Source organism: Arthrobacter sp. MOO21 (assembly GCF_057369995.2).
In genome coordinates, this window is record NZ_CM170671.2 from 2,392,147 (window position 1) to 2,418,150 (window position 26,004).

Genomic DNA, 26,004 nt, shown 5'->3' on the forward strand with positions numbered 1-26,004 from the left:
TTACAGGCCAGTAGAGGACGCGAAAACGGGAACGTCAATAGGCACAAAGCCCTGTCTGCACCCTGCCTGCGGCTTAGGCGTCTCCGCCTGCCCCGCCCGTGGTTCCGGCGTTGACGTCCAGGAGCTTGTAGCGGTCCATGGCGTACGACGGCGCGCCCTCCTCGACTTCGCCCCTTGCCGCGAGCATTTGCAGCGCTTTGACGACGATGGAGTGGGTGTCGTTTTTGAAGAAGCGGCGGGCTGCTGCGCGGGTGTCGGAGAAGCCGAAGCCGTCGGCGCCGAGGGTGGCGAATTCGTTGGGGACGAATTGCCGGATTTGGTCGGGGACGGCTTTCATGTAGTCGGAGACGGCGACGACGGGGCCGGTGGCGCCTTCGAGTTGCTGGGTGACGAAGGGGACGCGGGCGGGCTGGCCGGGGTTGAGGAAGGCTTCCTCTTCGGCGGCGAGGCCGTCGCGGCGCAGTTCGTTCCAGGAGGTGACGGACCAGACGTCTGCGGAGACGTTCCAGTCGTCGGCGAGGATCCGCTGGGCGTCGAGGGCCCAGGGCACGGAGACGCCGGAGGCGAGGATCTGGGTGCGGGGGCTGCTTTCATTCAGTCCTGCGGCCTTCGCTGGGTTGAGCAGGTAGATGCCTTTGATGACGCCTTCGATGTCGAGGTTCTCGGGTTCTGCGGGCTGGATGATGGGTTCGTTGTACACGGTGAGGTAGTACATGACGTTCTTGTCGCCGTTGTGTCCTTCGGACTCATCTCCGTACATGCGTTCGAGGCCGGAGCGGACGATGTGTCCGATTTCGTAGCCGTAGGCGGGGTCGTAGGTGATGACGGCCGGGTTGGTGGAGGCCAGCAGGGGTGAGTGTCCGTCGGCGTGTTGGAGGCCTTCGCCGGTGAGGGTGGTGCGTCCTGCGGTGGCGCCGATGATGAATCCGCGGGTCATCTGGTCGGCGGCGGCCCAGAAGGCGTCGCCGGTGCGCTGGAAGCCGAACATGGAGTAGAAGACGTAGACCGGGACCAGGGGCACGCCGTGGGTGGCGTAGGCGGTGCCTGCGGCGGTGAACGCTGCGACGGCGCCGGCTTCGTTGATGCCGGGGTGGATCAGCTGGCCCGCGGGGGATTCCTTGTAGGCCAGGACGAGGTCGCGGTCCACGGACAGGTAGTTCTGGCCCTTGGGGTTGTAGATCTTCGCCGTCGGGAAGAACGCATCCATACCGAACGTGCGTGCCTCGTCGGGGATGATCGGGGCGATGTGCTTGCCGAAGTTCTTATCCCGCATCAGGTCCTTCAGGAGCCTGACGAACGCCATGGTGGTGGCGGCCTGCTGCTTTCCGGAGCCACGCTTGGCCACCTCGTAGGACTTCGCGTCCGGCAGCACGATCTCGGCGTGCGTGGACCGGCGCTCCGGCACCGACCCGCCCAGGGCGGCGCGGCGCTCCATCATGTACTTGATTTCCGGTGCGTCAGTACCCGGGTGGTAGTACGGCGGACGGTAGTTGTCGTTCTCAAGCTGCTCGTCGGTGACCGGGATGCGCAGGTGGTCGCGGAACTTCTTCAGGTCATCCAGGGTCAGTTTCTTCATCTGGTGGGTCGCGTTGCGGCCCTCGAAGTGCGGTCCGAGGCCGTAGCCTTTGACGGTTTTGGCGAGGATGACGGTGGGCTTGCCTTTGAATTCGGTGGCTGCCTTGTAGGCGGCGTAGACCTTGCGGTAGTCGTGGCCGCCGCGCTTGAGGTTCCAGATCTGGTCATCGGTCAGGTCCGCGACGAGGTCCTTGGTCTGCGGGGTCTTGCCGAAGAAGTGTTCGCGGACGAACCCGCCGGATTCGGCCTTGTAGGTCTGGTAGTCCCCGTCGGGGGTTTCGTTCATGATTTTCACGAGCGAGCCGTCGGTGTCGCGGGTGAGCAGGTCATCCCATTCCCGGCCCCAGACGACCTTGATCACGTTCCAGCCCGCGCCGCGGAAGAACGCTTCGAGTTCCTGCATGATCTTGCCGTTGCCGCGCACCGGCCCGTCCAGGCGCTGGAGGTTGCAGTTGATCACGAAGTTCAGGTTGTCCAGGTTCTCGTTCGCGGCGAGCTGGAGCAGGCCGCGGGACTCGGGCTCGTCCATTTCGCCGTCGCCCAGGAACGCCCAGACCTGCTGGTCGGAGGTGTCCTTCAGGCCGCGGTTGTGCAGGTACCGGTTGGACTGGGCCTGGTAGATCGCGTTCATCGGCCCGATGCCCATCGACACGGTGGGGAATTCCCAGAACTTGGGCATCAGGCGCGGGTGCGGGTAGGAGGAGAGGGCGTGGCCTTCCTTGGACTTTTCCTGCCGGAAGCCGTCCAGGTCTTCCTCGGAGAGCCGGCCTTCCATGAACGCCCGGGCGTACATGCCGGGGGAGGCGTGGCCCTGGAAGAACACCTGGTCCCCGCCGCCGGGGGCGTCCTTGCCGCGGAAGAAGTGGTTGAACCCGACCTCGTACAGGGTCGCAGCCCCGGCGTAGGTGGAGATGTGTCCGCCAACGCCGATGTCGGGCCGCTGCGCCCGGTGCACCATGACCGCGGCGTTCCACCGCATGTAGGCCCGGTAGCGGCGCTCGTATTCCTCGTTGCCGGGGAATTCGGCTTCCTGGTCCACCGGGATCGTGTTCACGTAATCCGTGGTGGTCACCATCGGCACCCCGACGCTCTGCGCGCCCGCGCGCTGCAGCAGGCTCCGCATGATGTATTGGGCACGCTCGGTGCCCTGTTCCCTGATCAACGCATCCAGGGACTCAACCCACTCGGCAGTCTCTTCCGGATCACGATCAGGCAGCTGGTTAGTCAACCCGCTGAGGATATGGGAGGTATCTTCTCCTGCAGCCATGGCAGCCTTCTTTCATCATTGAATACTCGGCATCAGTTTTCGTTATGCGAGAAAAAATTATTGCTCTATGAGATTAGGTTCGAGTGGCGCGCCCGGTCAACGCAGGGCTGCCAAGCTGGCAAGGTCCGGGCCTTGGCGCTGGAAACCAACCGTTTGTGACTGCCGCGAAGGCGCGCTACGGCTTGACCGCGAGTGATGCAGGTCATAGCATTATTTCACTATTCAATATCTCGATTCCGCCTTGTGGAATAACAGAAACGACCTCCGCGTCGGCCTCACCACCGGAATCCCCAAAGAATTGAGATTTCTTATGCAGACCCCACCCCCGGCGGGCGTTGAGGCGGCCAGGGACCTGACAACGTCGTCGGATGCTCCTGCCCCTACCGCAGCCAGCGTAGAAACCCTGTGCAATGCCGCAAGCGAAGCATCAGGCGTGGCCATCAGCCCCACCCTCTACAACGCAGATCTTGCCCCCACCAAGCGTGCCGGCCGCAGCTGGTCCAGCTACAGCATCTTCACCCTCTGGGCCAACGACGTGCACAGCCTGGGCAACTACGCGTTCGCCATCGGCCTGTTTGCCCTCGGCCTGGGCGGATGGCAGATCCTGCTGGCCCTGGGAATCGGCGCCGCGCTGCTGTTCGGGCTGCTCACCCTCTCCGGCTTCATGGGAGTGAAGACCGGAGTTCCATTCCCGGTCATGAGCCGCATCAGCTTCGGCATTAGGGGAGCCCAGATCGCAAGCCTCCTGCGTGGTGCCGTGGCGGTGGCGTGGTTCGGGATCCAGACCTACCTCGCCTCCGTCGTCTTCCGCGTCATGCTCACGGCCATGTTCCCGGCCCTGGCGGAGCTGGACAAGGATTCCATCCTGGGCCTGTCCACACTGGGGTGGGCGGCGTTTGTGACCTTGTGGGTGGTCCAGCTGGTGATCGTCAGCTTCGGCATGGAGATGATTCGCAAGTACGAGGCTTTCGCCGGCCCGGTCATCCTTGCCACCATGGCCGCAATGGCCATCTGGATTTTCGTGGAAGCCGGGGGAACCATCGCCTGGTCGTCCAACAAGGCCCTTGAAGGGCCGGAAATGTGGCTCACCATTTTTGCCGGCGGCGCCCTCTGGGTCTCCATCTACGGCACCTTCGTCCTGAACTTCTGCGACTTCACCCGCTCGGCGGTATCCAGGAAAGCCGTGGTCCGCGGCAACTTCTGGGGCATCCCCATCAACATGCTGGTCTTCGGCGCCATCGTGGTGGTCATGGCCGGCGGGCAGTTCAAGATCAACGGCACCATCATCAAGAGCCCCTCGGACATCGTCCAGACCATCCCCAACACGCTCTTCCTGGTCCTGGCCTGCCTCGCCCTGCTGATCCTCACCATCGCGGTGAACCTGATGGCCAACTTCGTCGCCCCGGTCTACGCGCTGACCAACCTGTTCCCCACCCGGCTGAACTTCCGCCGGGCAGCCATGGTCTCCGCCACCATCGGGCTGGTCATCCTGCCGTGGAACCTCTACAACAACCCCTTGGTCATCGTGTACTTCCTCGGCGGTCTTGGCGCGCTGCTCGGGCCGCTGTTCGGCGTCGTCATGGCCGACTACTGGCTGATCCGCCGCGGCAAGGTCAATGTGCCGGAGCTGTACACGGCATCCACTGAAGGGGCCTACTTCTACCGGAAAGGCGTCAACCCGCGGGCAATCATCGCCATGGTCCCGGCGGCGGTCCTCGCCCTGCTGATTGCCTTCGTCCCCGGGCTGGCATCCGCGGCCCCGTTCGCCTGGTTCTTCGCGGCAGGCATCGCCGCCGTTGTCTATTTCTTCATCGCAGACCGCAACCAGCGCCTGGAAGACCGCGACGGCGAGACGATCGCCGTCGCCAGCACCCACTGACACACCCATCCCGCCCGCCAAGGAAGCCCCGTGCGCATTCTCGTAGCAAACGTCAACACCACCTCCTCCATGACCGAATCCATAGCGGCCTCGGCCCGCAGCGTCGCTGCCCCGGGCACCGAGATTGTCGGCATCACGCCCCGCTTCGGGGCGGACTCCTGCGAGGGGAACTTCGAAAGCTACCTGGCCGCCATCGCCGTCATGGACGCCGTCACCTCCTACCCGCAGCCGTTCGACGCCGTCATCCAGGCGGGGTACGGCGAACACGGGCGCGAAGGGCTGCAGGAGCTCCTGGATGTGCCGGTCGTCGACATCACCGAGGCGGCAGCCAGCACGGCCATGTTCCTGGGCCACAAGTACTCCGTGGTCACCACCCTGGACCGTACCGTGCCGTTGATCGAGGACAGGCTGAAGCTCGCCGGCCTGGACGCCCGATGCGCGTCCGTCCGGGCCAGCGGCATGGCGGTCCTGGAGCTGGAGGAGGAACCGGACCGCGCCGTGGAAGCCATCATCGACCAGGCGATGCTGGCAGTCACCCATGACAAGGCGGAAGTAATCGTGCTCGGCTGCGGCGGCATGGCCGGCCTGGACGAGCAGATCCGGCAGCGGGCCGGGGTGCCGGTGGTCGATGGCGTCGCTTCCGCGGTGACCATCGCCGAATCCCTGGTCCGGATGGGTCTTTCCACCTCCAAGGTCCGGACCTTCGCCGCACCGCGGCCCAAAACCGTCATAGGCTGGCCGCTGAACAAACCGGCCATGCCGGTGCAGCTGTAGACCAGGAGAACACGTGAGCACAACCCCTTCCCGCATCGCCGTCGTAACCGGGGCAGGCTCAGGGATCGGCCGGGAGGTAGCCCGGCAAATGCTGGCCGACGGCTACCGGGTGGCACTCGCCGGCCGCCGGGAGGCGCAGCTGTTGGAAACGGCGGAGGGCCACCCGGAGGCGCTGGCGGTGCCATGCGACGTCACCCGGGCGGCCGACGTCGAACGCCTCTTTGACGCCGTCCGCCAGAAGTGGGGGCGCGTGGACGTGCTGTTCAACAACGCCGGCGTCTTCGGCCCCGCGGCCGGTGTGGACGAAATCAGCCTGGATGACTGGAACGCCACCCTCGCCGTCAACCTCACCGGATCGATGCTGTGCGCCGCGGCCGCCGTCCGTGCCATGAAGGCGCAGGAGCCGCAGGGCGGCCGGATCATCAACAATGGCTCCATCTCCGCCCATTCGCCCCGTCCGCGCACCGTCGCGTACACGGTGACCAAACATGCGGTGACCGGCCTGACCAAGAGCATCGAGCTGGATGGCCGGGGCTATGGCATCACCTGCGGCCAGATCGACATCGGCAACACGGCCACTGACATCATGGACACCATCGGCGTCGGCTCGGGGGCACTCCAGGCCGACGGCAGCCGGAAGGTCGAGCCGATGTTTCCGGTAGCGGACGCGGCACGGGCGGTGCTGATGATGGCCAACATGCCGGCCTCGGCCAGCGTCGGGTCAGTGGTGGTCACCGCCGCCGGAATGCCCTTCATCGGCCGCGGCTAACTCCCCGGCTGGGCGGGCGCCGAGAGAGGCAGGAGGGCCGAGAGGTCCGCGCGCAGGCCGGAGGCCGCCACCTTCCCCGAGGCCACGGCGTCCGCCCAGCTCAACTGGCCGGTGGCCATCGCAAGCCAGGTGGCGGCGTCGCACTCGATGACGTTGGGCGGGGTGCCGCGGGTGTGCCGCGGGCCCTCCACGCACTGCGTGACGCCGAACGGCGGGACGCGCACTTCCACCGAGTTGCCCGGCGCCCGGGCGGTGACCTCCTCAAGGGTGTAGCGGACGGCAGTGGCCACGACTGGCCTGGGAACGGGAAGGTCCGACGACGGCCCGGCACCTTCGAGCCATGCAGCCAGCGCCGCTTTACCTTCCTGGGCGTCAATACGACGGCGGGCTACGGCCATGTTTGGAGTCTTCCTTTTTGGTGCAGGCAGGGTTGGTGCCGGTCGGGTTTGTTCAGTCGGGCCTGTTCAGTCGTGTCTGTTCAGTCCAGGAGCGCGGAAACTGCGGGGCCAAGCCGGATCTTCCCCACCGGCCGGCCGCCGCCGAGCACGGGTTCGACCACCTTTTCCAGGACGCTCGCCACGCCCGGGATCTCCACCGCGCCGGCCGCCGCCAGGAGCGTCAGGGCCACCAGCGATGTTGCCCGGATGTTGCCGTCCAGGATCTTGACGGCAACGGAGACACCCTGCGGCGTCGCCATCGCCAGGACACCTTCAGCGCCGATCTTGGCAATGATTTCCAGCTCGTCCATCACCAGGGTGTTTGCCTCGCCGCGGCCCTGAACAGCCCATGGATAATCCAGCATGGAGGTGGCAATCGTGGCGGCCCTGGCGTTGAAGCTGTGGTCCCCGGGGGCCTTGGCCAGCTGGGAGTAGGCGCGGGCCAGCCCCGTGAGCGACACGGCGGCCACGGGCGCACCGCAGCCGTCGATCCCCAGGTGCGCGATCTTCTCGCCCGTATATTCCTCGATGGCGGTGCGCACGCGCTGCTGCAGCGGGTGGTTGGGCTCCAGGTAGCTGTGAGTGTCCCAGCCGTTCTCCGTGCACGCCCAGAGGAACGCCGCATGCTTGCCCGAGCAGTTGTAGGCCAGCCGGGACTTTCCCTTTTCGGAACGCACCAGCCAGTTCCGCGCCGTTTCATCCTGGGGCCAGGCTTCCGGGCACTGCAGCTGGTCCTCGCGGACCCCGGCCGCCTTGAGCATCCCGGCAACAACATCCATGTGGTCCAGCGACCCCGTGTGGCTCCCGCACGCGATGGCCACCTGTGCGCCGCGCAGTGGCACGCCGGACTGCATGGCGGCCAGCGCCTGGAACGGCTTCAGTGCGGACCGGGCATAAATCGGGGTGTTGATGTCGCCCAGCTCGGTGACCACAGAGCCGTCGGCGGAGAGCAGCACCGCGGAGCCGATATGCCGCGACTCCACGAAGCCGCTGCGTTCGATTACGGCCAGTTCGACGGCGGAGCCAACGGTGAAGGTGGCATGCGGATTATGCGGCATGCTGCCAGTCTATGGGCCGCCGCGGCCGAAGCCTGGATACTTCGACGCCTACTGCACGGTGACCATCACCGACTGCCAGCCGGAGGCGCCGTCCGGAACCGGATCAGCCCGCTGGTCCGTCTGGACCTCGCCGGTGCCATCCGTGGCCCGGACCTTGATGTAGTGGGGGCCGGGCGTGGCGTCCCATTCGTATGACCACTGGCGCCAAGTGATGGTGGAGGCTTCCGCGGAAAGGGTCGTTTCCACCCAGTCGCCGTTGTCGATCTGGATTTCCACCTTGGTGATGCCCCGGGTCTGGGCCCAGGCGGTGCCACCGACGGCCACTTTCCCGGCCGGCACCTTCGCAAAGGACTTGGGCACCTCCACGCGCGCCATGGTCTTGATGGGGCCGCGCTCGGACCAGCCGCGATTTGTCCAGTAGGCCTTGTTGTCGGCGAAGCGGGTGACTTCCAGGTCCACCACCCATTTGGTGGCGGACACGAAACCGTAGAGCCCGGGGACCACCATTCGCACCGGGTAGCCGTGCTCCAGCGGCAGCGGTTCGCCGTTCATGCCGATGGCCAGCATGGCGTCGCGGTCGTCCTGGAGCACCTCCAAGGGAGTGGAGGCACTGAACCCGTCAATGGATGTGGACAAAACCATGTCCGCGCCATCCTTCGGCTTGGCCCGGGCCAGCACCTCGCGGATGGGAAGGCCAAGCCACTTTGCGTTGCCGGCCAAATTGCCGCCCACCGGGTTGGACACGCAGGTCAGGGTGACATGCGATTCGATCAATTGCGCATCCAGCAGGTCCTGGAAGGTAAGCGTCACTTCCTGCTCCACCAGCCCGTGCACGCGCAGTTCCCAGTCGTCGACGTTGATTTCCGGAACACTCAGGGCGGTATCGATGCGGTAGAACTCATTGCTGGGCGTCAGCCACGGGGTCACGCCCGGCACCGGGGACTGGACGCCCGCGGGCACAGGAGCGGCGGCCTTTGCCGGTGCCGGCAGGCGCAGGGCCTCCCGGGCCTGGGCCACGTTGTTGCGCGCGGCACCCAGCAGCCGTCCGCCCGTGGCCGCAATACCGGCGGCTGCCGCCGTAATCCCGGCGGCTGTGAAGAAGCCACGGCGGCTGGTGCCTCCACCCTGCTGCCGCGCGTCGTCGTCGGCTGCTTGGTCCGCCGGCGCTTCGGGCCATTTTTTCATCCCCCACAGCGGCACCATCAACCGGTGCAGGGCCACCAGGCCCGCCAGTGTCCCCAGTACGGACGGAATGGCGTCCGCGGGGCCGACGCCCGCCCGGGTCACGACGCAGGCCACGATCACGGCGCCCATGAACAGCACACCCAGGACGCCCAGCACCCACTTCCGGTAGGCCACCACGCCAAGAATGCAGGCAAGCACCGCGATGGTCAGGCCCATGCCCACGAAAAGGGCAGCCTTGTCGTTGGTGCCGAACGTGGCGATCGCAAAGTCCTTCAGCCAGGGCGGCGTGAAGTCGATGAAGGTGGACCCCAGGGCGAACAGCGGGGTTGCCCGGGCGGTGAAGAACGCGCCAATCAGCTCCGCAACGGCAAGTACGACGGCGGCTGCCACCACGCCTGCCAGCGCGGCCATGGCGGCGGGGCCGATTTTCCGGTTTCGAAGCGTTGTCATGTGTATGGTTCGGAGCGGGCGGCCACCCGGATTGACCGCCGGGCAGGGAAGGTCACAGCTTAGGAGCGGGCAGGGTGCACAAAGTACCCTTGGAGACTGTGAAGGTACTCGTCATTGGCCCCGGAGGCCGCGAACACGCCATTGTCCGCTCCCTGCTTGCCGACCCCAACGTGTCCGAGGTCCACGCGGCGCCGGGCAATGCCGGGATCAGCAAGCTGGTCCCCACCTACAACATCAACGGCAATGATCCCGAGGCAGTTGCGGAGCTGGCTACCAGGCTCGCCGTGGACCTCGTGGTCGTGGGCCCCGAGGCGCCGCTCGCTGCAGGGGTCTCCGATGCCGTCCGCGAAGCCGGCATCCCCGTCTTCGGACCCAGCAAGGCAGCCGCCCAGCTCGAGGCCTCCAAGGCCTTCGCCAAGGAAGTCATGGCGGAAGCCGGCGTCCCCACGGCCATGGCCATGGTCGCCGCCAACGCCGATGAAGCAGCCTCCGCGCTGGACACCTTCGGCGCGCCGTACGTGGTGAAGGATGACGGCCTCGCGGCCGGCAAGGGCGTGGTGGTCACCCGGAACCGGGAGGAAGCCCTCGCCCACGCCCAGTCCTGCTTCGACGCCGGCGGCTCCGTGGTGATCGAGGAGTTCCTGGACGGGCCGGAGGTTTCCCTGTTTGTCCTCTGCGACGGCCAGAACACCGTGGCACTCTCACCTGCGCAGGACTTCAAGCGCATCTTCGACAACGACGAAGGCCCCAACACCGGCGGCATGGGCGCCTACACCCCGCTTGAATGGGCACCGGAAGGCCTGGTCCAGGAAGTCCTGGACCGCGTTGCCCAGCCCACCGTCAACGAGATGGCCCGGCGCGGAACCCCGTTCGTCGGCGTGCTGTTCGTCGGCCTTGCCCTGACCTCGCGCGGCACCCGCGTGATCGAGTTCAACGTCCGCTTCGGCGACCCCGAAACCCAGGCAGTCCTCGCCCGGCTCAAAACCCCCCTCGGCTCCCTGCTCATGGCAGCCGCGAAGGGCGAACTGGACAAGGCAGAGGAGCTGCGGTGGGCAAAGGAGACCGCCGTCGCCGTCGTCATCGCCTCGGAAAACTACCCGGACACTCCCCGCACCGGCGACCGCATCCGCGGGCTCAAGAAGGTGGAGGCCCTGGACGGCGTGCACGTCATCCACGCCGGAACCGCCCTGGACGCGGACGGCAAGGTGGTGTCCGCAGGCGGCCGCGTCCTGGCCGTCGTCGCCCTCGGCAGCGACCTGGTGGAGGCACGGGAAAGGGCATACGACGGCGTGGAGCTGATCCAACTGGAAGGCTCCCAGTTCCGCAGCGACATCGGCCGCAAGGCCGCCCGGGGCGAAATCAAGGTCCCCTACGGCGCCACCGGCTCGCTGCCCGCAGTGAAAGCGAAGGCCTGACATGAGTGAAACGCCGGTGAACCGCGGGTACGCCGCCAAGACCCTGGACCTGCCCGGATGGACCCATGTCTACTCCGGCAAGGTCCGCGACCTGTACGAGCCGGCTGACGAGTCGATCGTGCAGCGGCTTGGCCAGGACTGCGTGCTGGTGGTCGCCAGCGACCGCATCAGCGCCTACGACCACGTGCTCTCGAGCGAGATCCCGGACAAGGGCCGCATCCTCACCCAGCTGAGCCTCTGGTGGTTCGACCAGCTGGGCGTTGAACACCACGTACTGGGCTCCACCGAGGAGGACGGTGTGCCGGCAGAGGTGCTGGGCCGGGCGATGATCTGCAAGAAGCTGGACATGTTCCCCGTGGAATGCATCGCGCGCGGCTACCTCACAGGTTCCGGGCTGCAGGAGTACAGGGCACTGGGCACGGTCTGCAACATCCCGCTGCCCGAGGGCCTGGTGGACGGATCGCGCCTTGACCATGCCATTTTCACGCCGTCCGCGAAGGCCCTGATCGGCGAGCACGATGAGAACATCACCTACGACGCTGTGGTGGCGCTCGTGGGGGACGACATCGCTGCCCGCCTCAGCGAGCTGACCCTGAAGATCTACACGACGGCGGAAAAGATCGCCCGGGAGCGCGGCATCATCCTGGCCGACACCAAGGTGGAGTTCGGGTACGACGCCGTCTCCGGCTCCATCACCCTGGGCGACGAGGTGCTCACCCCCGATTCCTCACGGTTCTGGGATGCCGCCACGTACAAGCCGGGCCAGGCGCAGCCTTCCTACGACAAACAGTACGTGCGCGACTGGCTGACCTCGGCCGAATCCGGCTGGGACAAAGCCTCGGACACCCCTCCGCCGGCGCTTCCGGCAGACGTGGTGGAGCGTACCCGCAGCCGCTATGTCGAGGCGTACGAGAAGATTACGGGGAAGAGCTTCACATAAACAAGGGCGGGCCCGGGAGTCCCGGGCCCGCCCTTAGCTCTCCTTAGCTCGCCTGCCTTTAGCTCACTTGCGCGGCCGCGGCGGCCCGCTTTTGGGCGAGCCTGATTTCGAGGATCGCGTCCAGCGCCTGCTGCACGCGATCCTGTGCACCGGCGGCGGCGAATGCCTTTTGGGCTTCCTCCAGGTGCACCAGGGCTTCGTCTGTTTCGCCCGAGGCCTTCAACGACTTTCCGAGGAGGAGCGACACCTCGCCGGCCGTGTGCTTGCCGAGGGCACCGCGTTCGGCATGGATCTCGCGCAGCTTCTCGACGGCGGCCACGATGTCCCCGGTCAGGTACAGCCATCGCGCCCGGATGAAGGCCACCTCAAGCTCATCGCTCTTGGTTCCTCCGACGATGGAGAAGGCGAGTTCAGCGCGCTCGATGGCCGACAGGGTCTCCGGCTCCACGATTCCCGAGGAAAGCCGGACGGCGGCGGAGGCTTTGTTGAAGCGCGCCCACAGCTCGATGTCATTGGCGGGGGAGAGCAGCCGGGCCGCCCGCTCGTGGTGCTTCACGCCTTCTGCATAGTCGTGCCGCATGAAGGCCACGTTGCCGATCACCCAGGCCACCTCGCCGGCGAGCTGGGACATGGCATGCTCATCCACTTGTTCGAGCAGGGCCTGGCAATACTTCCAGGCCTCATCCAGCCGCCCGCTTTCCGCGAGGGCACCGATCAGGATGCGGTGCGCCCCGATGGCCACCGTTGAACCGCGGGGCAGGTTGACAGACAGCTTGACAGCTTCGAGCGCGTGCTCAACAGCCACGGAGAGCTGGCCCTGGCCGTGGCACACAGCAGCCAGCATCTGGCGGGCACGCACGCCAAGACCCACCGATTCCGTTGCCATGGGGTGTTCAAGGAGGCGTTCGATGATCTTCCGGCACTCCTGCAGGTCACCCTGCTTCATGAGGCATTCAGCCTGCATGTACGTCATATTCCACCAGGCGCTGGTGTTCTTGCCGTCGAGTGCTATCTGCGCGGCAGCCGCGGCGTGGCTGGCTGCCAGGGGGTAGTCGCGCAAGTCCCACGCCTGGCGCGCGTACAGCCCTGCGAGAACGTATTCAGCGTCGCTCACGGAAATGGGCTGGCTCCAAGCCTCCAGTGCCTTGGGTGCCAGCTCCAGCCTGCGAGCCAGTTCCTCGATTACTTCGGCCGTCGGTTCCCTTCGGCCGGTTTCGAGCAGCGAGATGTAGCTGGGTGAATACAGGTCCTTGCCCAGTTCGGCCTGTGTCAGTCCACGCTCAAGGCGCTCCGCCCGGAGCTTTTCTCCGAATCCGTTGCCCACGCGTTTCCTCCTTCTGGACAGCTGGGGCCGAATGCTTGACAGCCCCTGTGGAAAATATTTTACAATGTGTGTCAACAAGGACAGTGCTGGCTTTGTAACGAATCCGACTCGTATTGAGGAACTTATATGTTGAAGAAGATCGCAACCGCGGCCGCCTTGGCTGGGGCCCTGGCTTTTTCCGCGGCGGCTCCGGCCGTCCTGTCTGCAGGTTCCATCGCCGATAACTCGGGTACGTCGGTAGCAATCGGAAACTGGCCTGACCCCGCCTCCACCAAGGTGAAGAAGGACAAGAAGACCGATACCACCTACACCACCTACATCGGCAACTGGCCCGATCCCGCATAAACAGCTTCCTCGCACCAGGAGGCGATGGACAGCCCCGGAGCACCAGCTCCGGGGCTGTCCTGTTTTCCGCCGTGACCGGATCGCAACAAAAAAGAGGGCCTCCGCAAGGAGACCCTCTTTCCATTTTGGTCGGGATGACAGGATTTGAACCTGCGACCTCTTCGTCCCGAACGAAGCGCGCTACCAAGCTGCGCTACATCCCGATCCGCTGCAAAAGCAACTTTACAAGGATAGCCGATCCCGGGCTCCGATGCGAAATCCAGCTTCGATGGCACGTCTCCATGGTCCGGGGTGGCCTGCCGGACCAGTGGTCAGACCAGCGAATCCTTCCATGCCCCGTGCAGGTCGGCGAAGCGGCCGCCGCCGCCGATGAGGTCAGCCGGAGTGCCGTCCTCCACGATTCGGCCGTCGTGCACCACCAGCACCCGGTCCGCCGTCTCTACCGTGGAGAGCCGGTGAGCGATGATCAGCGCGGTCCTCCGCGCCCCGTCCGTCCCGGCGAGCAGCCGTGCCAGTCCGGCCTGGACCAGGCGTTCGGAGGGGATGTCCAGGGAGGAGGTGGCTTCATCCAGGATCAGCACCGCCGGCCGCGCCAGGAAAGCCCTGGCGAAGCTGATCAATTGACGTTGCCCGGCGGAAACCCGGCCACCGCGCTTGTTGACGTCGGTGTCGTAGCCTTCGGGGAGCTGCAGGATGAATTCGTGGGCCCCGACGGCCTTTGCGGCTTCCTCGATCTCGGCACGCGTCGCTTCCGGCCGGCCCAGGGCAATGTTGTCCGCCACGGATCCGCTGAACAGGAAGGCTTCCTGCGTGACCATGACGATGTTCCGGCGCAGGTCCTGGGTGCCCAGGTTCCGCAGGTCGATGCCGTCCAGCGTGAGGTTTCCTGAGGTGACGTCGTAGAAGCGGGCGATCAGCTTGGCCAGCGTCGATTTTCCGGCGCCGGTCTGGCCCACCAGGGCTACGGTCTGCCCGGCCGGGATGTGCAGGTTGAGGCTCGGTACCACGACGGGCCCGTCCCCGTAGCGGAACTCCACGTCCCTGAAGTCGATGTCGCCCTTGGCGCCGGAGAGGGGAACGGGGTTTTTGGGCGGCCGTACGGTGGGCACCTCCTCCAGGAGCCCGGAGACCTTTTCCAGGGCCGCCTGGGCGCTTTGGAACGAGTTGTAGAACATGGCCATCTGGTCCACCGGCTGGAAGAACCGCTTGGTGGAAAGGATCAGCGCCAGGAGCACGCCCACGGCCAGGTCCCCGGTGAGCACCCGGAAGCCGCCGAAGAGCAGCACTACGGCCACGCAGACGTTGCCGATCAGCACCAGGCCGGGCTGGAAGATGCCGTTGAGGTTGATGGACCGCACGGTGACCCGGCGGTAGTCCTCGGCGAGCCGGCCGTACGTCTGCGAGTTTTCCCGCTCCTTGCGGAAGGCCTTCACGGCGCGGATGCCGGTCATGGTTTCCACGAAGTGCACGATCAGCCGGGCCGAGACCACCCGGGACTCGCGGAAGGCGATCTGCGAGTGCTTCTGGTACCAGCGCGCCAGGAAGAACATGGGCACGCCGGCGGCCAAGACCAGCAGGCCGCTGCGCCAGTCCAGGGCAAAAATGGTCACCGCGGTAAAAGCCATGAAGAGGATTCCCGACGCCAGCGAACTGACGCCCGAATCCAGGAGTTCACGAAGGGCCTCAAGGTCCGAGGTTTGCCGGGCAATGATCCGGCCGGAGGTGTATTTCTCGTGGAACTCCAGGCTCAGCCTCTGCGTGTGCCGGAACACCCTTACCCGCAGGTCCAGGAGCATGGCCTGGCTGAGCCGCGCGGTGGTGGTGACGTACAGGGCGGTGAGTCCCGCCGTCGCGATGGCCGCGAGCAGGTAGGCGGCGCCGGTGAACACGAGGGGCAGGTTGTCGCCGGCCTGCAGGGCGGGCAGCGCGTGGTCGATGCCGAAGGCGATCAATGCCGGGCCGGCCGACCCGCGCAGCCTGGGATAGGACCACCATCGCAATGGTCAGCCAAAACCGCAGCCGCACCGGACGGATCAGCGATCCCAGCAAGGCGAGTGACCGCCGTCGTACTGCCCTGCTGTCACTCCTGCTGAGGTGGGCGTTGTCCTCGTTCGCAGTGCCGAACGTTGCCGTGCTCATCGCGTCACTTCCTCTGCCTGGTCTTCCAGGGCAGACAACTCCGAATCCAGGTCCCGTGGCTCACGGTCCAGGCTGGCGATCACGTACCTGTAGTGGGCATTGCGGGCCAGCAATTCGGTGTGCGTTCCGACGTCGGCGATGCGGCCGTCCTCCAGGAGCGCCACGCGGTCGGCCAGCGCCACCGTTGAGGGCCGGTGGGCGACGATCAGGGTGGTGGTGTCCCTGAGGACCTCCCGGAGGCGGGCCTCCACCAGTTCCTCGGTATGGACGTCCAGGGCGGAGAGGGGATCGTCCAGGACCAGGACCCGGGGATGCGCCGCGATGGCCCGCGCCAGGGCAATGCGCTGGCGCTGCCCGCCGGAAAGGCTCAGGCCTTCCTCGCCGATCAGCGTGTCCACCCCCTCCGGCAGCGAATACGCGAAGTGCGCCTGCGCAACGTCGAGGGCTTCGTCCAGTACCTGGTCGCTCCGCGCCGGGGCTCCGAGCAGGACGTTGTCCCGGACCGAATTGGAGAACAGCGTGGTGTCTTCGAAGGCCACCGCCACGGTCCGCCGCAGTTCCTCGACGTCGAACGCGCGGATGTCGACGCCGTCGATGCTGATGGCGCCGTCGGTAACGTCATAGAGGCGGGGCACCAGCTGGATCAGGGCGCTCTTGCCGCTGCCCGTGATGCCCACCAGGGCCATGGTTTCGCCGGGGCGGACATCAAGGCTGATGTCCTTGAGGATCGGCTTGTCCGGCGCGTCCTCGAAGGCGAAGGTTGCGTTGTGGAAGCTGAGCGCGCCGGCCAGCTGTCCGGGGCGGCGCGGCTCGGCGGGACTGGTGATGGTGTTTTGCGTGTCCATCACCTCGTAGTGGCGGTCGACGGCGGTCTTGGCAGTGAGTGCCATGGCCAGCAGCATGCCGGAGAACTCCACGGGGGAGGCGATGACCGCCGCGGTGGCGAAGAAGGCCACCAGGGCGCCGATGCTCAGCTGACCGCCCGCGCACAGCATGATGCCCACCACCAGCGCGGCGCCCAGTGCGAGCTCGGGCAGCAGGGTGACCACCATGGTGAACGTGGCCTGATGCCGGGCTTTCGCGATTTCCGTCTGCCGCAGTTCCTCGGCCTGCTCGTTGAAGTTCTCCAGGGCCTCCCGGCTGCGGCCGAAGGCCTTGAGCACGCGGATACCGTGGACGGACTCCTCCACGGTGGTGGCCAGGTCCCCGGCCTGGTCCTGGCTGCGCCGGGCAACCTTGCTGAACCGGGTCCGGAACCGGAAGCTGTTGATGGTGATCGGGACGGCGGCGGCGAGGAAGATCAGGGCCAGCTGCCAGCTCATCGAGAACATCGCAACGATGCCGATGACCACCGTCAGGGTGGTCACCACCAGCATGATGGCGCCGAACGCCATCCAGCGGCGGAGGAAGTTCAGGTCCGTCATGGCCCGGGACAGGAGTTGCCCGGATCCCCATCGGTCGTGGAAGGAAACGGCCAGGTCCTGCAGGTGGTCATAGAGGGACACCCGCATCCTGGTCTCCACGCTGGTGGCCGGGTTGATGACGAACTGCCGGCGCAGCGCCACCAGGCCCGCTTCGGCGATGCCCAGGACCAGGATGACGCCCGCCGACACCCAGACCGCCTCCGCCGTGCCGCCGGGCTGCAGCACGGTGTTGACCAGGACCCGGAGGACCTGCGGGATGGTCAGGGCAACGATGCTGGCCAGGAGTGCGCAGAGAAGCCCGAGCAGCAGCCGGGGGAGGATGGGCCGCACATGGGGATAGAGCCGGCGGATCGATCTGAAAAATGGAGTCTGCTTGGCCATGCCCGCTTCTCAAGCTCTAAAACGAATGTAGTTTCCTCTAGCAACTACCCTATGCCATCACGTGAGCCCGTTCACAGGGATTGCGGGACGGTTTCGGGGCTCGCACAGTTATTGCGGTCTGTAATGCGGTGAACTAGCTGCCTGGGGTGAGGGTGAGCAGGACGGCCTCAGGTTTGCAGGCGATGCGCACGGGTGCGAAGCGCGAGGTGCCGATGCCGCCCGAGACGTTGACCGGCGTCGTGCTTCCATTGCTTGACCAGTCGTGGAGCCCCTTGGCCCGCCAGGTGGGCAGGTCGCAATTTGCGACGACCGCCCCGTAGCCGGGGATGCACAACTGGCCGCCGTGCGTGTGGCCGGCCAGCAGGAGGTCAGCGCCGCTTTCCGTAAAGTGGTCCAGCACCCGCTGGTAGGGGGCATGGATGACGGCGATCCTGAGGTGGTCGTTCGAGTCCTGGTTGACGGTTCCCCTGGGCCAGCCGGCGTACCGTTCCCTGTTCAGGTGGGGATCGTCGACGCCGGAAAAATCGAAGCGCATGCCGTTGAGCACCAGGGACTGGTGGCGGTTGGTCAGGTCCACCCAGCCGGCCATGCCGAAAGCCGAGCGCAGCCGCGGCCAGTCCAGCGGGACAGGCTTCGGCTTCACCTTCGAGGGACCCAGGAGGTAGGCCGCCGGGTTCTTCGGGGTGGGGGCGAAGTAGTCGTTGGAGCCCGGAACGAAGACGCCGGGAAACTGCAGCAGCGGGCGCAGGGCTTCCAGCACCGGCTCCACGGCCTTGATGTGGCTCATGTTGTCGCCCGTGTTGACCACCAGGTCGGGCCGGAGGTCGGCCAACGACCCGAGCCAGTCGGCCTTCTTCTTCTGGCCGGGCACGAAGTGGATGTCGCTCAGGTGCAGGATGCGGAACGGGTTCCGGCCGGCAGGCAGGATCGCCAGCGTTTCCTCACGCAGGACGAACTGGTTCTTTTCCCACAGCCCGTAACCAAAGGCAGCCATCCCCGCGGCGGCCCCCGCCCCGGCACCGACGGCAAAGCCGCGCCCGATGGAGCGGACGCGGCTTGCCAGGGTGTTGGTGTTCATCCGCGCCTAGCCGTTCCCGTTGCCGTTGCCGTTGCCGTTCTTAGTCGGCCCGGGTGCCGGTTCCTTCGGTGCCTGGGTGGCCGGCGCCGCAGGAGCGGGCGCCTGGGTGGCCTGCGTGGTTGGGCGGGTCGGGGCGGTGGTTCCGTTGACCATGTTGCTCGGCGGCGCAGGGAACGGGTTGGTGCCGTAGGCGGGGGCAATCTTCGCCATGAAGTTGGAGAACATAGGCCCTGCGATCATGTAGCCGTCGATGCCCTGGTAGAACTTCCCGTTGACCGTGATGTTCTGTCCGGCCCGGCTCTGGTTGCCCAGGGGATCACCAAACCAGGCAGCGGTCGCCAGGCCCGTGGTGTGGCCAACCACCCAGGTGGAGCCGTTGTTGTTGGACGTGCCGGTCTTTGCGCCGATGGGGAAGCTGGTCCTGGTGGAGATCCGGGGCTGGATCAGGGAGCCCGAACCGCGGTTCAGGACTTCCTGCAGCGCATAGTTCACACCGCGGGCGACGTCCGGCTTGATGGCGTCGCGGCAGCTGCTGGACTGGGCGGGGAGCTGCTTGCCCAAGGCATCGGTGACCGAGGTGATGGCGATCGGCTCGCAGTACTTGCCGTCGTTCGCGAAGGTGGCGAAAGCGCTGGCCATGGTGAGCGGAGCGGTCTGGGTGGAACCCAGCAGGTTGCCCAGGGTCATCATGTTGATGCTCGGGTTCGGGTCGCTGCCATCGGCGGACGGCAGCCCGCCGTGCAGGCCAACAGCGTCCACAATCTTCTGGATACCGCAGAAGTCCAGCTGCGCTGCGGACGCGAAGGTCACCGTGTTGATGGAGTTGTAGAGGCCCTCCAGCACCGACAGCGGCCTGTACCACTGCGGTTCGGCGTTCTGGAGGTCGTCAGCGGCATCCAGGCCCTGGTTCTTCTGCGCCGTACTGTAGGCGCCCTGCACCTTGCCGCAGGTATTGCGCCACTGGTAACCGATGGGGTAAACGCGCTGCGCGGCATTGACCACCGTGTTCATGGACTTGCCCTCGTTGAGCCACTCGGCAAAGGTAAACGGCTTCATGGTGGACCCCGGCTGGAAGCCGCCGATGCCATTGAGGTCGTTGCCGTCCTTGTCCATCTTGTCCACGTTGAAGTTCAACTGCGAGTCAAAGCCCTGGCCCGGCAGGAACGTGGTGTTCTGGGCCATGGAAATGATCTTTCCCGTGCCCGGCTGGACGGACACCATCGAGGAGCCCCATTTATCCGGGTTGGCCCCGGTGGCTGCGTTGACCTGTTCCTGGGCGGCGGCCTGGGCCTTGGGATCCAGGGTGGTGGTGATGGTCAGGCCACCGCCGTAAATCAGGCGCTGGCGTTCCTTCACGTCCGCGCCGTACGCGGGATTGTTCTCGAGCAGGTGCAGGATGTAGTCACAGAAGTACGGGGCGGAAGCCGCGTAGGCGCAGCCCTGCTTGGGCTGGGTCACTTTGGGTTCCACAGGGGTGGCGACGGCGGCGTCGTGCTCTTCCTGGGTGATCTTGCCCTGGTTCAGCATCAGGCCCAGCACCAGGTCGCGGCGCTGCTTGGACTTCTCCGGGTTGGTGATCGGATCGAAGGCGGAGGGGCTGTTGACCAGGCCGGCCAGCAGCGCCGCCTGCGGCAGGGTCAGGTCTTTGGCGGTGGTGCTGAAGAAGTAGCGGGAGGCCGCTTCGATGCCGTAGGCGTCCCGGTTGAAGAAGACAATGTTGAGGTAGCCCTCGAGGATCTGGTCCTTGCTGAATTCCTTCTCCAGCGCGATGGCCAGCTTCATTTCCCGCAGCTTGTCGCCAACGCCCTTGTTGACGCCGTTGAGTTTGATCTGGTCCTCTTCGCCCGCGGCGGCCAGGTTGGCGTTGAGGACGTTGTTCACGTACTGCTGGGTGATGGTTGACGCACCCTGCTTGTTGCCGCGCGCGGTGCTGACCAGGGCGCGGAGGATGCCCGTGGTGTCCACGCCGCCGTGCTCGTAGAACCTGCTGTCCTCCACGGCGATGATGGCGTTCTTCATATTCGGGGAAATCTGGTCAAGCGCAACCTTGGTGCGGTTCTCCGTGTAGACGCTGGCGATCTCGCTTCCGTCCGCGGCCAGGATCCGGGTGGTCTGGCTGGGGGGATCGACCTTCAGTTCGGCAGGAAGGGCGTCGAAGAACTGGATGGAACCGCTCGCCGCACTGCCGGAGACGGCGGCGGCCGGGACCAGCAGGCCCGCCACCAGGACACCGCAAACAGCACTCACACCAAGGAAAACAAGGATCTTACCCAGCGTGGTGGCAGTGTCGAATAAGGGGTTCTTGCGAGTGGCCATGTTTTCCACTTTACCGGCAAGGACTAGTCTTTCTTTCATGACCAAATGGGAGTACGCGACGATTCCGCTCATTATTCACGCTACAAAGCAGATCCTGGACCAGTGGGGAGAGGACGGCTGGGAGCTCGTCCAAGTAGTCCCCGGACCTGACGGCAACGGCCTTGTCGCCTACCTCAAGAGGGAGAAGCAGTAGCATGAGCACCCCCGCAGAAGCCCAGTCCAGCGCCGCCACGGCGCCCACGTCCGCCGTCGAGAAGCGCCTGGCGGAACTGGGAATCACCCTTCCCGAAGTTGCTGCCCCGGTTGCCTCCTACGTCCCTGCCGTGGTCTCCGGCAGCCACGTCTACACCTCCGGCCAGCTGCCCTTTATTAACGGCAAACTCGAAGCTACCGGTAAGGTTTCGGCCGGCACCGAGGGCTTCGCCGACGAGCCCACCGTTTCCCCGGAAGATGCCCAGAAGTACGCCGCCGTGTGCGCCGTGAACGCGCTGGCTGCCGTGAAGAGCGTCATCGGAGACCTTGACCGCATCACCCGCATCGTCAAGGTGGTGGGATTCGTCGCCTCCGATCCGTCATTCACCGGCCAGCCCGCCGTCGTCAATGGCGCTTCGGAACTGCTAGGCCGCGTCCTGGGTGACGCAGGCCAGCACGCACGCTCCGCCGTCGGCGTTGCCGTTCTTCCGCTCGACTCTCCCGTAGAGGTCGAGCTGATCGCCGAATTCAGCTAGGACCGGACACCTCCCTTGCCTCACCTCGCACGACGCCTTTTCGCACTTCCCCAGGATCTTGAAGGGGCAGCGCAGAGCTGGCTCGAACACGGCGAGCGGACCCCGCGGGCCGCGCGCTACGCCTCATCAGTAGTCCTCCTGCGTGATTCCCCCACCGGTTTGGAGACATGGCTGGGCTACCGGCCCGGTTCCTCGCCGCTGGGGGTCCTCGCTTTCCCCGGCGGTTCGCTCGACGCGGCCGACGACGAAGCCATGGGATGGCTGGGCCCGTCGCCCCAGCATTGGGCTGAGCAGATGGGAACGGACGACGTCGGGCTGGCGCGCCGCCACGTGGTGGGTGCCATCCGGGAGCTCTTTGAGGAGACGGGCGTGCTGCTGGCAGGCCCGGACATGTCCAGCACGGTCGAGGCCACGTCCACCTCTGAATGGATGCGTGCACGCGTAGCGGTCGCCGACCAGGAGAAGACGCTTGCCCAGGTGCTGGGCAAGCGCGGACTGTCCCTGCGCACCGACCTGCTCAAATCCCTGGTCAACTGGCGCAGCCCGGACTTCGCGCACCGGCGGTTCGACACCCGCTACTTCGCCGCCACCCTTCCCATGGGCCAGGAACCTTCGCTGCTTGAAGGCAAAGGTGTCTGGGGCCGCTGGGTCAATGCGGCGCAAGCTGTCCAGGAGCGGGACACCACCGCCCTTGGCGACGAAGCCGGCCAGGAAAACACCGCGGGCCGCACCCTGGGCGAGCTGCTGGTTCCAGGCTCCGAGATCATGCTGGAAAAGATGGCGGCCGCCAATGGCTGCATCGCCTACCTGAGCTACAAACGCAAACCCCACGTCTACCAGCCCAGCCTCGTCGAAGAGGACGGCAAGCTCCTGCTCGAGGTCGAGGCCGCGAAGACTGTGGCGGGAGACCCCCAGCGGGAGCGCTGACGCTTCAACAGCGCAGTACCATCGACAATAAAGCAACACCGGGAGCTAGGGGGCGCCTTTGCGCGCAACGGTCAAGGACGTAGCGCGCCTCGCCGGGGTATCACCCAAGACTGTCTCGAACGTCATGAACGGCATCGTTCCCGTCAGCGGTCCCACGCGGCTCAGGGTTGAGCAGGCAATGGCGGAACTGGACTACGTCCCCAATCTTTCTGCCCGCGGACTGCGCAATGGCAGGTCAGGGGTCATCGCCCTCGCGCTGCCGGACCTGGCGACACCCTTTTCCGCCGAGATTGCCCACTGCGTCGTCGAAGTGGCCCATGAACAGGGGTGGAGCGTCCAGATCGAGGAAACGGGATCGGATCCGGGGCGCGAATACGACCTGATGTCGCGGGCGCGGTCCAACCTGATTGACGGGCTGATCCTCAACCCCGTGGTGCTGGACGAAAGCGCCGTCAAGGTGGGGGTGTCCCTTCCTCCGGTGGTACTGCTGGGGGAGGTGTCCCAAAAACTGGCGGACCGCGTGTGGGTGGACAGCGTCGCCGCTGCACGGGACATGACCTTGGCCCTTGCCAGGACCGGCAGGCGGCGCATCGCCGTGTTGGGCGCCCCCGGAGGCCGGGGTTCGGCCGCAGCGGTCCTTCGCACCCGCGGCTACCAGGCTGCGCTGGAACAGCTCGGCATCGACTTCGATGCTTCGCTGGTCATCCCGTGCGAAAAGTGGAGCCCGGACACGGCGGCCAAGGTGCTTTCCGCGTATCTTGACTCCCACCCGCTGCCGGAAGCGCTCTTCTGCTTCACCGACTCCATGGCCATCGGCGCCCTGAGCGTGCTGTGGAAACGGGGAATCACGGTTCCCGGGGACATTGCCGTGGCGGGATTCGACGACATCGCCGACGGCCAGTACGCCGTGCCTTCGCTCACCACGGTTTCGTTCGACAAACGCAAGGTGGCCAGCGAAGCCCTGCGCCTCCTGACCGAGCGGATGGCGGACCGCGGGGGACCGCAGCGGGTAGTGGCCCTCGACTACGCCGTGGTGGAGCGGGACAGCACGTCGGGCTAAGCCGGCGAGCGCAAAACAAGACCCTCCACTCGTTTGGTGAACGCTAACAATTTTTCGTTGTACTTGCCATTACATCGATGTAATGTGAGTCCTGCGTCACACCGGCCCCCTGAGCAGGCAGCAGCAACATCTCCCGCACAGGCAGGGCTCCGCGGCGCAGGAATGACTTTCAGCGGACCCATCCAAAGGAGTGACGGGTGAAGCAGTTTGATTTTCCCGCCGGACAACAGGTATCCCGGCGACAAGTACTTGCTGGCACTGTGGCCCTGGGCAGTGTCCTGGCCGCTGCGGGCCTCACCGGATGCAGCGGCGCTGCATCGGCAGCAGCCGTGCGGGACATCGAGTTCTGGCACCTCTTGTCCGGCGGCGACGGCATCAAGATGCAGGCCATGATCAGCAAGGCGAATGAGGGCAACCCGGGGTTCAAGGTGCATCCCACCGTCCTGGCTTGGGGCCCTCCCTACTACACCAAGCTGGCCATGGCGTCAGCCGGTGGCCGTCCGCCGCAGCTGGCCATCATGCATGCCAGCCGGGTTCCGGGTTATGCGCCCGGCGGACTCATCGACCCGTGGGACCTGGACCTTTTGGCGGAACACGGCGTCACGGCCCAGAGCTTCGCACCGAGGATCTGGGACAAGAGCCAGCACAACGGGAAAGTCTTTTCCATTGCCCTGGATTCGCACCCTTTCGTCATGTTCTACAACCGGGAGGTGGCGGAAAAGGCAGGACTTTTAGGCGGCAACGGCCTGTTGCAGGAAGCAACGTCCCCCCAGGAATTCCTCACCATCGCCAGGGAGATGCAGAAGGTGACCCAGGCCCACGGCCTGTCCTTCGGCTACCTTGGCAGCGGTTCCCAGATGTGGCGCCTTTTCTACACGCTCTACCGGCAGCACGGGGCCACTATGGAACTGACTCCCGGCAAGCCAATGGTTGCCGACAACGACGCCGCGATTGAGTCCCTGGAGTTCATGACATCGCTCTTCGACGACACCATCGCGGCGCAGAGCGGGGACATCAGCACGGGCATCGCGGAATTCGCCCGCGGCGGTTCAGGCATGCTTTTCAGCGGAGTCTGGGAGCTTCCCACCTTCAAGAAGGCCGGACTCCCCGTCGACGCCGCCACCATCCCCACGCTCTACGGAACCCCGGCGTCCTACGCCGACTCACATTCCTTCGTGCTTCCCCGCCAGTTGAACGTCGACGACGGGAAACGGCGCGCTGTCTACAAGTTCGTGAGCGACATCCTCAAGGGGTCCTTGTCCTGGGCCGAAGCGGGGCACATCCCCGCCTACCAGCCGGTGGTCCAGTCCCAGGCGTACCGTGACCTCACGCCGCAGATCCACTATGCCAACGCTGCCGAAATTATCGCCTACGACCCCGAAGCATGGTTCAGCGGGTCCGGTTCGGACTGGCAGACCTACTTCGCGGAGACCGTTCAGAACGTGCTCCTGGGCCGCGACAAGGCAGCTGATGGCTGGGAAGCCTTCGTCCGGCGCACCAACACCCTCCTTTCCCGGCCCAACCCGGTCTGAACCGCCCAGCGACATAGGAGTCCCGAATGAGTTCCGTAGCTACATCGCAAGACAGTGAGGGACGGGCCGCTTCGCTGCCCGGGCTGTCCCGTCGAAAGCCGTCCACCCCGGCGCGGCCCGCATCCGCGCTGGCCCAGCGGAGCCGGGACAACCTCAACGGCTGGGCGTTCGCCGCACCGTTCCTGGTGTTCTTCCTGGTCTTCCTCGTGTGGCCGCTCCTTTACGGCATGTACATGAGCCTGACCGGCAAGTCACTCACCGGCGCCAATGACAGCATCATCGGCCTCGCCAACTACACCGAGGCCCTGGCAGACCCCGACATGTGGCATTCGCTGGGCAACACCCTGTACTTCACCGTCATCAGCACCGTCCCGCTGGTGGTCGTCGCGCTCGTCATGGCGGCACTGCTCAACGTCGGGCTGCCCGCGCAATGGTTGTGGAGGCTTTCCTACTTTGCCCCGTACCTGCTGGCGTCGACGGTCGTATCCCTGTTCTTCACCTGGATGTACAACCCGCAGTTGGGCCTGATCAACGACGCTCTGGCGAAGATCGGGCTGCCGAAGGTGGCCTGGCTGAACGACCCGGGCGTAGCGATGTGGGCTATCGTCATCGCCACACTGTGGTGGACCGTGGGATTCAACTTCCTGCTGTACCTGGCTGCCATGCAAAACATCCCGGCCCAGCATTATGAAGCGGCGTCGCTGGATGGCGCCGGTGCATGGCGGCAGTTCTTCTCGATCACACTGCCGCAACTGGCCCCGACCACCGTGATGATCGTGCTCCTCCAGATCCTGGCTTCGCTCAAGATTTTTGACCAGGTCTACCAAATGACGGCCGGCGGCCCCGGCGGCGCCACCCGGCCCGTGGTGCAGTACATCTTCGAAACCGGGTTCACCGGATACCGGCTGGGATACTCCGCGGCCATTTCCTACATCTTCTTCGGACTGATCGTGGCCGTGTCCGTCATCCAGTTCCTCATCACCCGCCGCAGGAGCGCATAG

At 65.7% G+C, this 26,004-nt stretch carries 20 protein-coding genes, 1 tRNA gene and 1 pseudogene; 12 read left to right on the forward strand and 10 right to left on the reverse strand.

Going from position 1 to position 26,004, the window contains the following annotated elements; genetic code table 11:
• Positions 1–73: 73 nt before the first annotated feature.
• Positions 74–2,842, reverse strand: a complete 2,769-nt coding sequence (gene aceE, locus AC2JAJ_RS11095; protein ID WP_486415840.1) for a pyruvate dehydrogenase (acetyl-transferring), homodimeric type — start codon at positions 2,840–2,842, stop codon at positions 74–76.
• A gap of 310 nt (positions 2,843–3,152) precedes the next feature.
• Between aceE and AC2JAJ_RS11100 the strand changes: the two genes are divergently transcribed.
• Genes AC2JAJ_RS11100 through AC2JAJ_RS11110 form a run of 3 tightly spaced genes read left to right on the forward strand, consistent with a single transcriptional unit; the run spans position 3,153 to position 6,264 of the window.
• A complete protein-coding gene (locus tag AC2JAJ_RS11100) occupies positions 3,153–4,721 on the forward strand; it encodes an NCS1 family nucleobase:cation symporter-1 (protein ID WP_486415839.1) in 1,569 nt (522 codons plus the stop codon).
• A gap of 30 nt (positions 4,722–4,751) precedes the next feature.
• Positions 4,752–5,495, forward strand: coding sequence for an aspartate/glutamate racemase family protein (locus AC2JAJ_RS11105; RefSeq protein ID WP_473695989.1), 744 nt, complete (start codon positions 4,752–4,754; stop codon positions 5,493–5,495).
• Between the two features lie 13 nt (positions 5,496–5,508).
• Complete coding sequence (locus tag AC2JAJ_RS11110; RefSeq protein WP_486415838.1) at positions 5,509–6,264, forward strand: SDR family oxidoreductase; 756 nt, start codon at positions 5,509–5,511, stop codon at positions 6,262–6,264.
• On the opposite strand, the gene AC2JAJ_RS11115 is transcribed toward AC2JAJ_RS11110, so the two are convergent.
• From AC2JAJ_RS11115 to AC2JAJ_RS11125, 3 genes are all read right to left on the reverse strand, one after another.
• Positions 6,261–6,662 carry a sterol carrier family protein gene (locus AC2JAJ_RS11115; protein WP_473695993.1) on the reverse strand — a complete coding sequence of 134 codons (402 nt, stop codon included), beginning with the start codon at positions 6,660–6,662 and terminating at the stop codon, positions 6,261–6,263. The genes AC2JAJ_RS11110 and AC2JAJ_RS11115 overlap by 4 nt on opposite strands.
• 80 nt (positions 6,663–6,742) lie before the next feature.
• Positions 6,743–7,759 (reverse strand): asparaginase, encoded by a 1,017-nt coding sequence (locus AC2JAJ_RS11120; protein ID WP_501053117.1) that lies wholly within the window; start codon positions 7,757–7,759, stop codon positions 6,743–6,745.
• Positions 7,760–7,807: 48 nt separating this feature from the next.
• The gene (locus AC2JAJ_RS11125; protein WP_501053118.1) at positions 7,808–9,394 is read right to left on the reverse strand and encodes a molybdopterin-dependent oxidoreductase; all 1,587 of its coding nucleotides are present in this window, start codon (positions 9,392–9,394) and stop codon (positions 7,808–7,810) included.
• Positions 9,395–9,492: 98 nt separating this feature from the next.
• Here AC2JAJ_RS11125 and purD point away from each other — a divergent pair, with 98 nt between their 5' ends.
• Both purD and AC2JAJ_RS11135 read left to right on the forward strand, forming a co-directional pair.
• Positions 9,493–10,809 (forward strand): phosphoribosylamine--glycine ligase, encoded by a 1,317-nt coding sequence (purD, locus tag AC2JAJ_RS11130; protein ID WP_486416702.1) that lies wholly within the window; start codon positions 9,493–9,495, stop codon positions 10,807–10,809.
• A 1-nt stretch (position 10,810) separates the two neighbouring features.
• Complete coding sequence (locus tag AC2JAJ_RS11135) at positions 10,811–11,749, forward strand: phosphoribosylaminoimidazolesuccinocarboxamide synthase (protein WP_501053119.1); 939 nt, start codon at positions 10,811–10,813, stop codon at positions 11,747–11,749.
• A gap of 58 nt (positions 11,750–11,807) precedes the next feature.
• Here AC2JAJ_RS11135 and AC2JAJ_RS11140 read toward each other — a convergent pair whose 3' ends face one another.
• Positions 11,808–13,073: a helix-turn-helix domain-containing protein gene (locus AC2JAJ_RS11140; protein ID WP_486415835.1), complete on the reverse strand. Its 1,266-nt coding sequence runs from the start codon at positions 13,071–13,073 to the stop codon at positions 11,808–11,810.
• Positions 13,074–13,199: 126 nt separating this feature from the next.
• Here AC2JAJ_RS11140 and AC2JAJ_RS11145 point away from each other — a divergent pair, with 126 nt between their 5' ends.
• Positions 13,200–13,418, forward strand: coding sequence for a hypothetical protein (locus tag AC2JAJ_RS11145; RefSeq protein WP_221386017.1), 219 nt, complete (start codon positions 13,200–13,202; stop codon positions 13,416–13,418).
• 126 nt (positions 13,419–13,544) lie between these two features.
• Here AC2JAJ_RS11145 and AC2JAJ_RS11150 read toward each other — a convergent pair.
• The 5 genes and pseudogenes from AC2JAJ_RS11150 to AC2JAJ_RS11170 all read right to left on the reverse strand — a co-directional run bounded on the left by AC2JAJ_RS11150 (position 13,545) and on the right by AC2JAJ_RS11170 (position 20,756).
• Positions 13,545–13,621, reverse strand: a tRNA-Pro gene (locus tag AC2JAJ_RS11150).
• A 108-nt stretch (positions 13,622–13,729) separates the two neighbouring features.
• Positions 13,730–15,557 (reverse strand): annotated as a pseudogene (locus tag AC2JAJ_RS11155) (ABC transporter ATP-binding protein).
• Positions 15,554–17,362: an ABC transporter ATP-binding protein gene (locus AC2JAJ_RS11160; protein ID WP_486415833.1), complete on the reverse strand. Its 1,809-nt coding sequence runs from the start codon at positions 17,360–17,362 to the stop codon at positions 15,554–15,556. The pseudogene AC2JAJ_RS11155 and the gene AC2JAJ_RS11160 overlap by 4 nt, the downstream one beginning before the upstream one ends.
• A gap of 133 nt (positions 17,363–17,495) precedes the next feature.
• The gene (locus AC2JAJ_RS11165) at positions 17,496–18,440 is read right to left on the reverse strand and encodes a metallophosphoesterase (protein ID WP_501053120.1); all 945 of its coding nucleotides are present in this window, start codon (positions 18,438–18,440) and stop codon (positions 17,496–17,498) included.
• Positions 18,441–18,446: 6 nt separating this feature from the next.
• A complete protein-coding gene (locus AC2JAJ_RS11170; RefSeq protein WP_486415831.1) occupies positions 18,447–20,756 on the reverse strand; it encodes a transglycosylase domain-containing protein in 2,310 nt (769 codons plus the stop codon).
• A 37-nt stretch (positions 20,757–20,793) separates the two neighbouring features.
• Between AC2JAJ_RS11170 and sp36 the strand changes: the two genes are divergently transcribed.
• The 6 genes from sp36 (at position 20,794) to AC2JAJ_RS11200 (ending at position 26,004) form a co-directional block, all read left to right on the forward strand.
• The gene (gene sp36 / locus AC2JAJ_RS11175; RefSeq protein ID WP_009359196.1) at positions 20,794–20,949 is read left to right on the forward strand and encodes a Sp36 family protein; all 156 of its coding nucleotides are present in this window, start codon (positions 20,794–20,796) and stop codon (positions 20,947–20,949) included.
• Between the two features lies 1 nt (position 20,950).
• Positions 20,951–21,484 (forward strand): RidA family protein, encoded by a 534-nt coding sequence (locus AC2JAJ_RS11180; RefSeq protein WP_473696010.1) that lies wholly within the window; start codon positions 20,951–20,953, stop codon positions 21,482–21,484.
• 15 nt (positions 21,485–21,499) lie between these two features.
• The gene (locus AC2JAJ_RS11185; RefSeq protein ID WP_486415830.1) at positions 21,500–22,411 is read left to right on the forward strand and encodes an NUDIX hydrolase; all 912 of its coding nucleotides are present in this window, start codon (positions 21,500–21,502) and stop codon (positions 22,409–22,411) included.
• 58 nt (positions 22,412–22,469) lie between these two features.
• The gene (locus AC2JAJ_RS11190; protein ID WP_486415829.1) at positions 22,470–23,471 is read left to right on the forward strand and encodes a LacI family DNA-binding transcriptional regulator; all 1,002 of its coding nucleotides are present in this window, start codon (positions 22,470–22,472) and stop codon (positions 23,469–23,471) included.
• A gap of 197 nt (positions 23,472–23,668) precedes the next feature.
• Positions 23,669–25,003 carry an extracellular solute-binding protein gene (locus AC2JAJ_RS11195; protein ID WP_486415828.1) on the forward strand — a complete coding sequence of 445 codons (1,335 nt, stop codon included), beginning with the start codon at positions 23,669–23,671 and terminating at the stop codon, positions 25,001–25,003.
• Between the two features lie 26 nt (positions 25,004–25,029).
• Positions 25,030–26,004 carry a carbohydrate ABC transporter permease gene (locus tag AC2JAJ_RS11200; protein WP_486415827.1) on the forward strand — a complete coding sequence of 325 codons (975 nt, stop codon included), beginning with the start codon at positions 25,030–25,032 and terminating at the stop codon, positions 26,002–26,004.